The following is a 13,807-nucleotide window of genomic DNA, read 5'->3' on the forward strand; positions in this document are numbered from 1 at the left end:
TGCCGCCCGCCCTGTGACCTGCGGACTCAGCCCACCACTTCGCCCTCCGCGAGGAACAGCACGCTGTCGGTGGGCGTCACACCGCGGAAGCGCAACCCGGCCCGCTCGAACACGGCCCTGTAGCCGCTCTCCGTGCGTTCACGCCCGCCCATGACCAGCAGCATGTGCAGGTCCATGCTCGGCGCGAACGGATGCTGCGGGGGATCGGTCAGCAGCGGGTCGGCGATGACGACCCGTGCACCCGGCGCCGCGGCCGCCGCGCAGTTGCGCAGCGCCCTGGCGACCTTCTCGTCGTCGTACATGTGCAGGGTCAGCTTGAACAGATAAAGGTCGGCCGCGTGTTCCACCTTCTCGAAGAAGTCCCCGGAGGCCAGCCGGCAGCGACTGGCCAGCTCACCGGTCCTGAGGTCGTCCATGACCACGCGCAACGTGCGCTCGTCCTCGTACAGCAGCCCTTCGACGTGCGGGTGGCGCTGGAGCAAGAGCCGGAGCAGGGCGCCCTTCCCGCCCCCCATGTCGGCGAACGTGCGCACCCCTGTGAGGTCGAGGGCGTCCACGATGCTCGGCAGCATCTGGTCGGACCAGGCGGTCACCCCGTTGTAGATCATGTCCTGGGCGTCCGGGTCGGCATCGAGATAGGCGAAGAAGTCGGTGCCGTACTCCTTGTCGAAGGCGCACTCCCCGGTCCGGATCGCCTCAGGGAGCCTGCCCCACATCGTCCAGCCCCAGTCGCCGCCGGTCATCAGCCTGTCGTGCAGCCGCTCCGGGTGGTCCGTACGCATGGCGAGCGACATCTCGGTGTGCACGTACGTGGTGGGGTCCACCTGACGGAAGATGCCGAATGCGGCCAGCGCGCGCAACATCCGGGTCAGGGCGTCCTCGTCGGCGCCGAGTCTTGCCGCGATGTCGCTCACGGACCGGGGCCCGTCGCCGACCGCGTCCGCGATCCGGAGGCGGGCCGCGGCCAGCACGATGGCTGCGACGGACATGCCGTTGGACAGTCGGAAGACCGCCTCCGCGGGAGAGACGGGCTGCTGGGTTGATTCGATCACGGGCTGGCACCTTCCTATCGGCGTGACGGGCTTCGGGACGTTCAGTCCCGGACGAAGGCTTCGAGCTCCTTGACGGTCTCGGTGGGCGAGGGCTGCCGCCTGATCTCCTCGCGCAGCCTGCCTGCGGCCTCGCGGTAGGAGGGCACGGTGACCAGCTCGGCGGCGCGCTCGGCGATCGTGTCGAGCCCGGCCTCCGGGGCCACCGCGATGCCGGCCCCGGCGGCGATGAGCGGTCGCGACTCCATGAGTTCGTCGGGCATCTGTGGCAGCACGAGTTGCGGCACGCCGTAGCTCAGCGCCGTCAGCATCGTGCTGATGCCGCTCTGGTGCAGCATCGCGTCGCACGACGGCATCAGCAGGTGCAGCGGCAGCGACTCCACCACCCGCGCGTTGCCCGGCAGTTCGCCCTCCGGCAGGTTCTTGCGGTCGGCGGCGGACAGGGTCACGACAACCTCGACGTCGAACTCGGACAGTGCCTTGACCAGCTCGGGCACCAGGAACCCGCGACCGCGGTCCGAGGCGCACAGGCCCCAGCTGACCCCCACCCGGCGCCGGGGCGACGGCTCGAGCAGCCAGTCCGGCATCGCCCCCGAGCCGTTGTACGGTACGAAACGTGTTCTGATCCGGTTCACCTGCGACGGCAGCTGCATGGCCGGTGGGCAGTTGTCGATCGTGGCCAGGCCGAGGATGTCCACGTCGCCGACGCCGAGCCGGTCCGCGAGCGGACGCAGCACGGGCGGCACGATGTTACGCGCCATGTAGATGACGTCCACACCCAGCACATGGCGGACCGCGGGAATCCCCATGGCCGCGCCGACCAGGGGCGCGACGAAGCTGGTCGGCTCGTACACGATCAGGTCGGGCCGCAACGCCCGGGTCTGCCGCAGCACGTCGTCGGCGAGTTCCCCGGCGAGCGCGGCGAACATCGGGAAAGCCCGCTGGGAGACGGCGCGCCAGCTGCCGTCCCACTCCTCCTGGGACACGCCCTCAGGGGCGATGTCCGGCCAGTCGGGCGGATCGGCCAGCACCCGCTTCATCAGCTCGTCCTGGTCGACGTCCCGGCTGGTCGGAACGGCGGTCGCCCCTGAACGCACGATCGTCTCGGCGAAGGACGGCTCGCAGCTCACGTACACCTCGTGGCCGGTGGCGCGCATCGCCCAGACGAGCGGGACGAGATGGTAGTAGTGCGAACCCCAATTCGTGGTGACGAACAAGACACGCATGGGCCACCTTCCCTCGACGACGACTGCGTGATCGCGCTCACCATCTCAGGGCCTGTTAGAAAATGGCTGGAGGCGGCGGCCGGCACCTCCAGCGCTTCTCGGCCCGCCCTCAAGCGGCTCCCACCACGATGGGGATCACGGTGATCCGTTGTTGATGGGGGAGACGATCCATGCAGCCCTTGCCGCTGAGGTTTCCGTTCGCCTGGCCGCGCGCCGCCGAGCCGCCCGTGGAGCTGGCCACGCTGCGCGAGGAGCCGGTCGTCCGGGTGACCCTGCCGAGCGGTGACGAGGCGTTCCTGGTCACGCGGTACGAGGACATCCGCCGGGTGCTCTCCGACCCCCGCGTGAGCCGTAACCGGGACCGTCCGGGGGCTCCGCGCATGACCGAGCAGAAGACGAAGGTGTTCCAGAACCCGCGGATCGATCGCGATCCGCCCGAGCACACCCGCATGCGGCGGCTGATGGCCAAGGCGTTCACCGCCACCCGTGTGGAGGCCCTGCGCCCGCATGTGCGGCAGGTCGCCGAGGAACTGGTCACGGACCTGCTCAAGCAGAGCCCGCCGGTCGACCTGCACGAGGCGTTCGCCGTGCCGCTCACCCTGCAGGTCATCTGCGGCCTGCTCGGCGTCCCGCCGGAGGACCAGGCACGTTTCCGCGGTTCGCTGGGAGAGGCCTGGCAGTACATGGGCGAACTGATCGAGGGCAAGCGCCGCGATCCCGGCGACGACCTGATCAGCGCTCTGATCGGGGTGCACGACGAGGACGACGGCAGGCTGAGCGCCCACGAACTGCACGTCTGGTGCGTGATCCTGCTGCTGGCGGGGTTCGAGACGACGGCGACGCAGCTCGGCAGCGGCACCGTCCTGCTGCTCACCCACCCGGACCAGCTGGAACGGTTGCGTGAGGACCCAGGGCTGATTCCCGACGCGGTCGAGGAGCTGCTGCGCTGTCAGATCGCCGGCCACTCGCTGTCGATGCTCCGCTACGTGACCGACGACATCGAGGTCGGCGGCGTGACGATCCCCCGGGGCTCCGGACTGATCCCGATCCTGGAGTCCGCCAACTTCGACGAGTCGGTCTTCCCGGACCCGATGCGGCTGGACATCACCAGGAAGAACAACCAGCACCTCGTCTTCAGTGCCGGGCCCCACTTCTGCATGGGGGCGGCGCTGGCCCGGCTGGAGCTGCAGGTGGCGCTGGAAGCCCTGATCCGCAAGGTGCCGACCCTGCGCCTGGCCGTGCCGCCGAGCGTGCTGCGCCACCATGACAGCCCGCTGGACCTGGGCCTGCGCGAGGTCCCCGTCGCGTGGTGAACGATTCAAGAGAGGCAGGCAGCCGTGAGCGCCAATCCCATCCCGTACCCGTTCAGCCGCCCTGGACCGCTCGCCGTCCCCAAGGAGCTGGGCACGATCCGGGAGGCGCCCGTACAGCGGGTGATCCTCCCCAGCGGCGACGAAGCTTACCTGGTCACGCGGTACGACGACGTGAGGAGCGTGCTGACGGACCCGAGGGTCAGCCGTAACCTGAACCGGCCGGACGCCCCGAGGGTGTCCAAGAACAACATGATGTTCCAGGACTCGAAGATGGATCCCGATCCACCGGAACACACCCGTGTGCGGCGGCTGGTGATGAAGGCGTTCACGGCGACGCGGGTGGAGCGGCTCCGGCCGCGGGTCCAGGAGATCACGGACGAGCTGCTCGAGGCGATGGCGGCCAAGTCCCCGCCCGTGAACGTGTCGGAGGAACTGGCGTTCCCGCTGAGCATCCGCGTCATCTGCGACCTGCTGGGCGTCCCACCGGAGGAGCAGGGCCGCTTCCGCCGGTGGACGGACCACTTCCTGTCCACCGGCAAGTACACCAGGGAGGAGATCCACGGGGCGCTGGGCGAGCTGAACGCGTACATGGGCGCGTTGATCGAGGAGAAGCGCGAACGCCCGGCCGACGACCTCGTCAGCGCGTTGATCCAGGTTCACGACGAGGACGACACCCGGCTGAGCGAGTACGAGCTGCACTGGTGGTGCCGGTTGCTCCTGCTCGTCGGGTACGAGACCACCGCCAGCCAGCTCGGACTGACCGTGGCCAAGCTGCTCGCCGAGCCCGGCCAGGTGCAGGCGCTGCGCGCCGACGAGTCGCTGCTGCCGGGCGCGGTGGAGGAGCTGTTGCGCTGGAAGCTCATGAGCGGCTCGTTGTCCATGCTGCGCTACGTGACCGAGGACATCGAGGTCGGCGGCGTGACGATCCCCAAGGGGTCCGGCGTCATTCCGGCGGTGGAGTCGGCGAACTGGGACGAGAAGGTGTTCCACCGGCCCGACGACCTCGACATCACCCGCGCGGACAACCCCCATCTCACCTTCAGCGTCGGACCGCACTTCTGCGTAGGCGCCGCGCTGGCCCGGGTGGAGCTGGAGACCGCGTTGGGAACACTGCTGCGCAGGTTTCCGACCCTGCGCCTCGCGATCCCGCCTGAGGAACTGCGTCGCACGGAGGGGACCCTCATCGAGAGCCTGGTCGAGATTCCGATCACCTGGTGAGCGACATGCACGTCACCGTTGATCCGGAGAAATGCTGCAGCAGCGGGCTGTGCGCGCTGACCGTGCCCGGGGTGTTCGGGCTGGACGAGGAGGAGTGCGTCGTCATGGTGCTCCTTCCCGAGCCGCCGGCCGCGCTGCACGAGCGGGTGCGGGTGGCCGCCCGGCGCTGCCCCACGGGCACGATCGAGGTGCGGGGCTGAGGTCCGTCACGACCAGGTGGAGGAGTCGCGCACGCGCTCGGCGTTGCGCCGTTGCTGCGCCACCTGGCCCTTGAGGAACTCGGTGAGCAGGACGAGCTGCTCGTCGGTGTAGGCGGCGAACTGGGCCTCGGCCTCCTTGACCGCCTGCCCCCATGAGTCGCGGGCCAGCGCGCGGGCCTTTTCCGTGGGACGGATGAGCACCCGCCGCCGGTCGGCCTGGTCGCGGACGCGCTCGGCGAAACCGGCCTTCTCCAGCCGGTCGACGGCGACCGTCAGGGCGCCGGGGGTGAGGCCCGCCAGCTCCGCCAGCTCGCCGGAGGCCATCGGGCCTCGCGTGATCAGATAGGCCACGCACCGGGAGTCGGTGCGGTTGAGGCCGAGCCGCTCCGAGACGGCCGCGTCGGCCATCTCGGAGGCGTTCTGCAGGTCCGTCAGAGCCAGCATGAGCTCGTCGATGAGGTGCTGGCGCATGGACAGAGCTTAGCGGAACTCGGGCTCATGCTCAGCAACCCATTCGCGGAAGGTGAGCGGCCGCCGGCCGGTGACGTTCTGGACGGTGGTGGTCACGGTCGGCGGCTTGCCCACGGTCTCGGCGAGCCGGCCGAGCAGGGCGTCCACGATCTCCGGCGGCGCGTAGGCCACCATCTTCTCGCGTACGGCGGCGGCGGGGATCTCCTCGAACGCCAGCGGCCGCCCGAGCACCGCCGAGATGTGGCCGACCTGGTCGCGATGGGTCATCGCCTCGGGGCCGGTGAGCACCAGTCTGGCGCCGTGGAGGTGGTCGTCGACCAGGGCGCGCACCGCCACGGCGGCGACGTCGCGCTCGTGGATCGGCGCCGACCAGGCGTCACCGTACGGCGCGCGGACCACGTCGCCTTCCTGGATCTGGGAGGCCCACTGCAGGGCGTTGCCCGCGAACTCGTTCGGCCGCAGGAACGTCCAGAACATCCCGGACCGCTCGAGCGCGTCCTCGAACGCGGCGTGCCGGGCCGCTATGGCGCCGGGCTGCTCGTCGGTGTCGTCCAGCACTTCGCTGGTCGAGAGCAGGACGACCGTGGTGACGCCGGCGTCCGCCAGCACCTGCGCCGTCCTGTGCGGGCGGTCGCCCATGGCGACCAGGTAGACCGTCCTGACGCCGTCGAGCGGGAGCGCCTCGGGGGTCTCGAGGTCGCCGGCGACGACTTCGACCGATGGGGGCAGCTTGGCGCCGTCGGGGTTCCTGGTGATCGCGCGGACGAACTGGCCCTCCTCGAGAAGTCCGTCGACGACGTGGCGGCCGACACTGCCGGTGGCTCCAGTGACGAGGATCATGGTTGTCTCCTTGTTGACTGAGAGTCGTGCGGCGAGTCAGCAACAGGCACAGCAATGTCCCCCCGGGTGGGGATCGGTGCGGGTACTGCTGGAAAGCCTGCGCTGTGACGCCGGATTGCCTTGACAATCAAAAACTCTAATCAATGGAAGGTTTGATTGTCAAAGCAATCTGCTGGACTTCCGCTGGAGCATCGGTGGCGTGGCCGGTCAGCGGTCGTCGTGGTCCGGGTCGAAGGCGGTGGGCTCGGCGGGAAGGGTGTAGCGCCTGCCGATGAGGTCGGCCACCCGCTGCCTGCTCTCCGTGGGCTGCGGCTCGTCCGCCCGCTCCAGCTCCGCGACCTCGTCGGCCAGGCCGGCGTCCCCGAGGCAGTCGCGGATCCACTGCGAGTAGTCGCCCCTGCGCAGGTGGTGCAGCCAGGTGTCGTCGTCCACGCCCTCGGCCAGCTCGACGAAGGTGTGCAGGTTACGCGCCCGCAACCGCAGCCGCTCGCCGGGCCCGGTGAAGTAGAAGCTCTTGTCCTTGGCCATGGTGCCCGCCGCGTACTTGCGGCGGTGCCGGGTGCGTTCGACGGTCGCGGGCGTCAGGGTGAGGTGCCGGGCCGCCTCGTCCCCGCGCTGCCACAGCGCGATGTCGCCATCGGCGACCGGGTCGAGTGAGGGCGCCTCCTGGCCGAGGGCGCCGGCGAACGCGGCGAGCGTGCTTTCGGGCTCCTTGCCCACCGCGATCGTGGTCGTCACCAGGCGCAGCGCCTCGGCGCTCACCGCCTCGGGATGCACGGTGATCATCAGCAACGATCCGAGGTCGGCGGCCTCGCCCAGCGGCACGCGCCGTACCTCGGCGGGCAGCAGGTGGTGGACCTCGTCGACGACCACCCAGTGCGGGTGGCCGAGCTTGGCGCGCACGCCGGTCAGCCGGGGCAGCAGCTCGGCGAAGTAGGCGGGGCGGTCGCGCAGTTGCAGGCCGATCAGGTTGACCACGACGCTCTGCCGCGGCTGCTCCAGCACGTGCGCGACCTCCTCCACGCCGGGCACCCGGTCCGGGTCGCCGAGCACGGTGATGCCCGGATAGTCGGCGTAGTCGCCTTCAGGGTCCACGATCACGCACTGATAGCCGTCGCCGACGAGCCGCTCCAGCAGCGCCGTCGTCACCGTGGACTTGCCGCTGCCCGAGGGGCCCGCCACCAGGAGCCCGGAGCCGTACGGCCGCAGCCGCACCTCCTCGCCGTCGCGATGGCCGAGCAGGACGTGGCGGCGCGGCACGTCCACCGCGTCCAGGTCGCCCGAGAGCATCATCCCGGCCAGCTCGGCCACCCCGTCGCCGGCCTCACCCGCCAGGCGCAGGTCGCACGAGTCCCTGAGCGCGGGCAGCGCGTCGGCGACGGCGGCGCCGCACTCGGCGGCGGTCAGGAACGCGTGGTCGTTCTCCCCGTCGCCGACCGCGACCGTGCTGTGCGCCGACAGCGACAGCCGGTCGAGGGCGGCGGCCAGGCCGCTCGCCTTGTTCACGCCCGGCGGCAGCACCATGACGGCGCCCTTGTTGTAGATCACCTGCAGCTCCAGCCCGAGGTCCCGGATGGCCGCCAGGACGCGTACGTCGTGCGGCTCGCGCGTGGCGACCACCACCTGCCCCACGCCCAGCGGGTTGACCCCTTCGCGGCGCAGCCGGTCGGCCAGCGCGGCGGGCGGAGGCGTGGCCAGGGTGTCGCGGGTGCGCTGCCCCGGGTCGTACAGCAGGCCGCCGTTCTCGGCGACGATCAGGTCGAACAGGCCGGGGTGCGGGAACACGGAGAGCAGGTCGTCAAGCTCGCGTCCGGTGGCCAGTACGAGCTTGATGCCGGCGCGGGAGAGCCGCTCCAGGGCTTCGATCGTCGTCTCGGCCACGCGGCCCCCGACGGCCAGGGTCCCGTCATAGTCACAAGCCAGCACGTTGTGGCGCATGGGTTCCCCCTACCCGCCGATCGCGGGACATCCGGCCGGGGCGCGGAAAGTCGCAGACGGTAAAGACCTCGGGAAGCAACCCTTAAGTACATGATTCGCTACGGAGGGTAAGAATCGCGGCAGAACTGCCCTCTCACCCGTACGGAGCCATCATGCTCAGAAGCGTTGCCGCCGCCCTTGCCCTGACCGCCGCGGCCCTGCTGCTCGCGGCCGTGCCCGCCATCGCCGATGACGACACCGACCCGCAGAACCTGACGTGCGGCAAGAACATCAGCAGCGAGACATACGTCGACATTCCCTACCAGTCGCCGCGTAGCCACAGATTCTGCGCCGACAAGGACGACCCCAACCGGTTCAACGAGTTCGTCTGGGAGTCCTGAAGGCGGCGCGACCCCCTCGTGCGCCGCTCGCGAGGGGGCCTTCCGTCAGTGCTGCGACAGCAGGTGGGCCAGCTCCTGCTCGACCTCCTGGTTGGCCACGAAGAGCAACTCGTCGCCCGCCTCCAGCGGATCGTCCGCCGTGGGGACGAGCACCCGCCCCTCGCGCAGGATCGCCACCAGGGCGGCGTCGACGGGCCACGGCACCGAGCCGGCCCGATGCCCCACCACAGGGGCGTCGTCGGCGAGGGTGAGCTCGACCAGGTTGGCCTGCCCCTGGCGGAACGTCATCAGGCGCACCAGGTCACCGACGCTCACCGCCTCCTCCACCAGCGCGCTCAGCAGGCGCGGGGTCGAGACGGCCACGTCGACGCCCCACGACTCGTTGAACAGCCACTCGTTGTTGGGGTGGTTGATGCGGGCGACCACGCGCGGCACGCCGTATTCGGTCTTGGCCAGCAGCGACACCACCAGGTTGACCTTGTCGTCGCCGGTGGAGGCCACCACGACGTGGCAGTTGTTGAGCCCGGCCTCGTCGAGGGAGGCGATCTCGCAGGCGTCGGCGAGCAACCACTCCGCGCGCGGCACGCTGTCGATCTTGATGGCGCCGGGGTCGACGTCGATGAGCAGCACGTCGTGGCCGTTCTCCAGGAGCTCGGCCGCGATGGAGCGGCCCACGGCACCCGCTCCGGCGATGGCGACGCGCATCAGTCTTCCTCTTCCGGTGCCGCGGCGAGCACCTTGTTGATCCGGTCCATGTCGCTCTCGGCGGCGATGACGTGCAGCACGTCGCCCTCCTGCACCACCGTGTCGGGCCCGATCGTCACGGCCTCGCCCATGCGGGCGATGAAGGCGACGCGTGCCCGTGCCCGCTCCTCGAGCTCGACGACGCGCGTGCCGATCCAGGCCGGGTTCGCGGCCGCCTCGGCCAGGACGACGGTGCCGGTGGGGTCGCGCCAGAGCGGCTCGGCGCCCTCGGGGAGGATGCGGCGCATGATCTGGTCGGCGGTCCAGCGCACGGTCGCCACCGTCGGGATGCCCAGCCGCTGGTAGACCTCGGCCCGGCGGGGGTCGTAGATGCGGGCCACCACGTTGTCGACACCGAACGTCTCACGCGCCACGCGGGCGGAGATGATGTTGGAGTTGTCGCCGCTGGAGACCGCCACGAACGCGGCCGCGGACTCGACGCCCGCCTCGGTGAGCACGTCGCGATCGAAGCCCACACCCGTCACCCGCCGCCCGCGGAACCCGGCCCGCAGCCGCCGGAACGCCTGCGGGTCGCGGTCGATGATGGCGACGGAATGACCGCCGTCTTCGAGGATGTGCGCGAGGGTCGAACCCACCCGGCCACATCCCATGATCACAATATGCATTTCCCCCCGCATGTTCGCGGTCGGCAGGTTGCTCGACACCAGTATGGCCCGATGGGGGCTGCCGCGTTCGATCCCCCTGGCACAGGACTAGCATCTCGTTACGTGTCGAAGGTGACGGATCTCGTCAAACGCGTGCTCGTGGGACGTGCCTTGCGTAGCGGGCAACTCCACGAGCAACTCCTGCGAAAACGCATCGCCCTGCCCGTCTTCGCGAGTGACGCCCTCTCGTCCGTGGCGTACGCGCCCCAGGAGATCCTCGTCATCCTCTCGCTCGCGGGCGCCTCCTTCTACGCCTACAGCCCGTGGGTGGCGCTCGCCGTCGTGGTCGTGATGCTCACGGTCGTGGCGTCGTACCGGCAGAACGTGCACGCCTACCCCAGCGGCGGCGGCGACTACGAGATCGCGACCACCAATCTCGGCGGCAACGCCGGGCTCACCGTGGCCAGCGCTCTCATGGTCGACTACGTGCTGACCGTCGCGGTGTCCGTCGCCAACGGCGTCGACTACGTCGGCGCCACGATCCCGTTCGTGGGCCAGCACAAGACCGCCGTCGCCATCGTCATCGTCGTCCTGCTGACGGTGGTCAACCTGCGCGGCATCCGCGAGTCGGGTGCCGCGTTCGCCGTCCCGACGTACGCGTTCATGGTCGCCGTCCTGGGGCTGATCGCCTGGGGCGGGTTCCGGCTGCTGATCCTGGGCGAGCAGATCGAGGCGCCCAGCGCCCACTTCACCATCAAACCCGAGCAGACCGACCTCACCGCCTTCGCCGCGGCGTTCCTGATCCTGCGCGCGTTCTCCTCCGGCTGCGCGGCCCTGACCGGCGTCGAGGCCATCAGCAACGGCGTGCCCGCGTTCAGGAAGCCCAAGAGCAAGAACGCCGCCACCACGCTGCTGATGATGGGGCTGGTGGCGATCAGCATGTTCAGCGGCATCATCGCCCTCGGCCTGGCGTCAGGGGTGAAGGTGGCCGAGCCGTCGGTGGTCGCCGAGGACCTGCTCAGGCCGGACGGCACGCCCGTGGGCCCAGAGTACTACCAGCAGCCGATCATCTCCCAGGTGGCCGACGCGGTGTTCGGGGGCGGGTCGATGCCGTTCATCGTCATCTCGGCGGTGACGGCGCTGATCCTCTTCCTGGCCGCCAACACGGCCTTCAACGGCTTCCCCGTGCTCGGCTCGATCCTGGCGCAGGACCGTTACCTGCCGCGCCAGCTGCACACCCGCGGCGACCGGCTGGCCTTCTCCAACGGCATCGTCATTCTGGCGCTCGGCGCGTGCCTGCTCCTCTGGGGGTTCGACGCGGACGTCAGCCGCCTGCTCAACCTCTACATCGTCGGGGTCTTCGTCTCGTTCACGCTGAGCCAGACCGGCATGGTCATCCACTGGACCCGTCATCTGAAGACCGAGACCGAGCCCAGGATCCGGCACCAGATGTTCCGCTCCCGCGCGATCAACTTCTTCGGGGCGATCATGACGGGGCTGGTGCTCATCGTCGTGCTGCTGACGAAGTTCCTGGTCGGGGCGTGGATCGTGGTGATCGTGATGCCGATCCTGTTCCTCATGATGAAAGGCATCAGGCGTCACTACGACAACGTGGCGGCCGAGCTGGAGATCACCGAGGACGACGAACCGGCCATACTGCCCGCGCGCAACCACGCGATCGTGCTGGTCTCCAAGATCCACAAGCCGACCATGCGCGCCCTCGCGTACGCCCGCGTCACCCGGCCGTCCACGCTGGAGGCCATCACCGTGGGCGTCGAGGGGGAGGAGGCGCGCAGGCTGCAGGAGGAGTGGGAGCGCCTGGGCATCCCGGTGCCGCTCAAGATGCTCGACTCGCCCTACCGCGAGATCACCCAGCCCGTCCTCGACTACGTCAAGACGCTGCGCAGGCGCTCACCGCGCGACGTGGTGACCGTGTTCATCCCGGAGTACGTGGTCGGCCACTGGTGGGAGCACCTGCTGCACAACCAGAGCGCGCTCCGGCTGAAGGCGCGCCTGCTGTTCAAGCCGGGGGTCATGGTGACCAGCGTGCCCTGGCAGCTGCACTCCTCCGACCGGCTCAAGGGCAGGCCCGAGCCGTTCGCGCCCGGCGCGGTGCGGCGTCCCGCGCAGCAGAGCGACGACGGGGGGCGTCTCAGTTCCCGCTGATCAGCGCGCGCAGACTGCCGGTGTCGTCCGCGCTCCAACCCGGCGGCGGGGCCACGGCGGCCCACCCGTCCACGATGTCGGAGTTGTAGCGGTGCCCGTGCCCGGGCGGCACCGACAGCGCGGCCGTCATGTCCACCAGCACCTGCCAGAACGTCACCAGCGGGAACCAGTTCATCTGCGGGTTCATGCCCGGCGCCCGCGGCTCCTCCAGCCAGGCCGGCCTGCGGTAGATCAGCTCCGGCGTCCACCACACCACCGGGTCGGAGGCGTTCTGCAGGTAGACCACGCGAGGGTGCGGCCACGGGCCGGGCGGGCGGCTCAGGTCGGCGGTGCGCTGGGCGAACCTGGCCGTCCTGCCGTCGTCGTAGACCGGCCGCCACACCGGGCTGCCGGGCTCGCGGTCCTCGGTGAGCCGCCGCCATATCGGGTCGGCGTTCGGCGGCCCGACGAACAACGCACCGTCCGTCCTGGCCACCATCTCGTCCAGGTCGCTGAACGCCCGCTCCAGCTCGTACGAGCCCAGGCTCTCCCCCGACACCACCAGCCGCGGCCGGTCATCGGGCGGCAGCAGGGCCAGCCGGGCGTGCACCGCCTCGAACAACGCCTTGCCCGCGGCCGCCGCCCTGCCCCTGTCGACCAGGAACGACACCCAGCTCGGCAGGTAGGAGTACTGCACCGCGACCATGGCGGAGCGGCCGTTGTACATGTATTCGAGCGCGTCGGCGATGTGCTCGTCCACCCAGCCGGTGCCGGTGGTGCCGAGCACGGCGATGATCGGCCGGTCGAACGCGCCGGTGCGCTCCAGCTCGCGCACGGCCAGCGCCGCCTGCGCCTCGGGGGTGGCCGCGGCTTCGAGGCCGACGTACACCCTGATGGGCTCGGCGGCCGGACGGCCGGAGAAGGCGGTCAGCAGGGCGGGGGTGACGGCGCTGCCGGCGAAACTACGGCCCTCCCTGCCCAGCGACTCCCAGCTCACCAGCGAGCCCGGGCCGCCCGACAGGGAACGCGACCCGGGCGGGCGCACGCCCGGGTTGGTGCCCTTGTTGGCGACCGACGAGACGTCGCTCACCCTGGCCACGAACCCGGAGAACAGCACGTCGTTCGCCAGCACCCCCACCAGGACGGCGATGACGAGCACCCCGATGGCGTGCCCCGCGTACGACGGCAGGAACCGGTCCAGCCAGCCGATCAGCCTGCGGCCACCCAGGCGTACCAGCCTGCACAGGAACAGGATCACGGCGAACAGGACGAGGGCCACGGCGAGGATCACCGGCGGGAACCAGGTGATCCGCGTGTCCATGCCCATGAGCGCCCGCAGGTCGCGCTGCCAGTCGTAGCTGTACCAGAGCGTGATCGCGGCCACCGCGGCGCAGCCCGCGATCAGGACCTGCCAGGCGATCCACCGTGCCCGCTCGGACGGACGGTAGCGGATCACCGAACGCGCCAGCGCGCCCAGCGCCGCGCCCGCCGCATAGCCGATGATCCCGGTGACGGCGCCCATGACCCCCTGCAGGAGCCACGTGCGGGGCAGCAACGACGGCGTCAGGGAGGCGCAGGCGAACAGCACGGCCAGCAGCGTCCCCCCGAATCCGAGCCGCCGTCGCACCACCCGCCCCTCGTCCACGATCACCTAGGGTAACGGCCCGCCCGTGGCGGA

Annotated in this window: 13 protein-coding genes; 5 read left to right on the forward strand and 8 right to left on the reverse strand. The window is 70.3% G+C overall.

Annotated features, from left to right (window positions below; translation table 11 throughout):
* Positions 1-26: 26 nt before the first annotated feature.
* Complete coding sequence (locus ABGB01_RS09570) at positions 27-1,052, reverse strand: methyltransferase (RefSeq protein WP_347772422.1); 1,026 nt, start codon at positions 1,050-1,052, stop codon at positions 27-29.
* Between the two features lie 41 nt (positions 1,053-1,093).
* Positions 1,094-2,275 carry a nucleotide disphospho-sugar-binding domain-containing protein gene (locus ABGB01_RS09575; RefSeq protein WP_347772424.1) on the reverse strand — a complete coding sequence of 394 codons (1,182 nt, stop codon included), beginning with the start codon at positions 2,273-2,275 and terminating at the stop codon, positions 1,094-1,096.
* Between the two features lie 170 nt (positions 2,276-2,445).
* Here ABGB01_RS09575 and ABGB01_RS09580 point away from each other — a divergent pair, with 170 nt between their 5' ends.
* The 3 genes from ABGB01_RS09580 to ABGB01_RS09590 are packed head-to-tail and all read left to right on the forward strand — an operon-like array spanning position 2,446 to position 5,006.
* Positions 2,446-3,588 (forward strand): cytochrome P450, encoded by a 1,143-nt coding sequence (locus tag ABGB01_RS09580; protein WP_347772426.1) that lies wholly within the window; start codon positions 2,446-2,448, stop codon positions 3,586-3,588.
* Positions 3,589-3,612: 24 nt separating this feature from the next.
* Positions 3,613-4,806, forward strand: a complete 1,194-nt coding sequence (locus ABGB01_RS09585; RefSeq protein WP_347772428.1) for a cytochrome P450 — start codon at positions 3,613-3,615, stop codon at positions 4,804-4,806.
* Positions 4,807-4,811: 5 nt separating this feature from the next.
* Positions 4,812-5,006, forward strand: a complete 195-nt coding sequence (locus ABGB01_RS09590) for a ferredoxin (protein ID WP_347772918.1) — start codon at positions 4,812-4,814, stop codon at positions 5,004-5,006.
* A gap of 6 nt (positions 5,007-5,012) precedes the next feature.
* Here the strand turns inward: ABGB01_RS09590 and ABGB01_RS09595 are convergent, their stop codons facing one another.
* The 3 genes from ABGB01_RS09595 to ABGB01_RS09605 all read right to left on the reverse strand — a co-directional run bounded on the left by ABGB01_RS09595 (position 5,013) and on the right by ABGB01_RS09605 (position 8,255).
* A complete protein-coding gene (locus ABGB01_RS09595; RefSeq protein ID WP_347772430.1) occupies positions 5,013-5,477 on the reverse strand; it encodes a MarR family transcriptional regulator in 465 nt (154 codons plus the stop codon).
* Positions 5,478-5,486: 9 nt separating this feature from the next.
* A complete protein-coding gene (locus tag ABGB01_RS09600) occupies positions 5,487-6,317 on the reverse strand; it encodes an NAD(P)H-binding protein (protein WP_347772432.1) in 831 nt (276 codons plus the stop codon).
* Positions 6,318-6,524: 207 nt separating this feature from the next.
* Entirely contained in the window at positions 6,525-8,255 is a 1,731-nt protein-coding gene (locus tag ABGB01_RS09605; RefSeq protein ID WP_347772434.1) for an HAD-IIB family hydrolase, read from the reverse strand.
* Positions 8,256-8,407: 152 nt separating this feature from the next.
* Between ABGB01_RS09605 and ABGB01_RS09610 the strand changes: the two genes are divergently transcribed.
* Entirely contained in the window at positions 8,408-8,635 is a 228-nt protein-coding gene (locus ABGB01_RS09610; protein ID WP_347772436.1) for a hypothetical protein, read from the forward strand.
* Between the two features lie 45 nt (positions 8,636-8,680).
* Here the strand turns inward: ABGB01_RS09610 and ABGB01_RS09615 are convergent, their stop codons facing one another.
* Positions 8,681-9,340: a TrkA family potassium uptake protein gene (locus ABGB01_RS09615; protein ID WP_347646821.1), complete on the reverse strand. Its 660-nt coding sequence runs from the start codon at positions 9,338-9,340 to the stop codon at positions 8,681-8,683.
* Positions 9,340-10,005 (reverse strand): TrkA family potassium uptake protein, encoded by a 666-nt coding sequence (locus tag ABGB01_RS09620; protein WP_347772438.1) that lies wholly within the window; start codon positions 10,003-10,005, stop codon positions 9,340-9,342. The genes ABGB01_RS09615 and ABGB01_RS09620 overlap by 1 nt, the downstream gene beginning before the upstream one ends.
* 102 nt (positions 10,006-10,107) lie before the next feature.
* Between ABGB01_RS09620 and ABGB01_RS09625 the strand changes: the two genes are divergently transcribed.
* Positions 10,108-12,150, forward strand: a complete 2,043-nt coding sequence (locus tag ABGB01_RS09625) for an APC family permease (RefSeq protein ID WP_347772440.1) — start codon at positions 10,108-10,110, stop codon at positions 12,148-12,150.
* Here the strand turns inward: ABGB01_RS09625 and ABGB01_RS09630 are convergent.
* Positions 12,137-13,774, reverse strand: coding sequence for an alpha/beta-hydrolase family protein (locus ABGB01_RS09630; RefSeq protein WP_347772442.1), 1,638 nt, complete (start codon positions 13,772-13,774; stop codon positions 12,137-12,139). The two genes, ABGB01_RS09625 and ABGB01_RS09630, sit on opposite strands and share 14 nt — an antisense overlap.
* Positions 13,775-13,807 lie beyond the last annotated feature (33 nt).

Origin of the sequence: Nonomuraea sp. B5E05 (genome assembly GCF_039880665.1) — a bacterium.
GTDB lineage: Bacteria > Actinomycetota > Actinomycetes > Streptosporangiales > Streptosporangiaceae > Nonomuraea.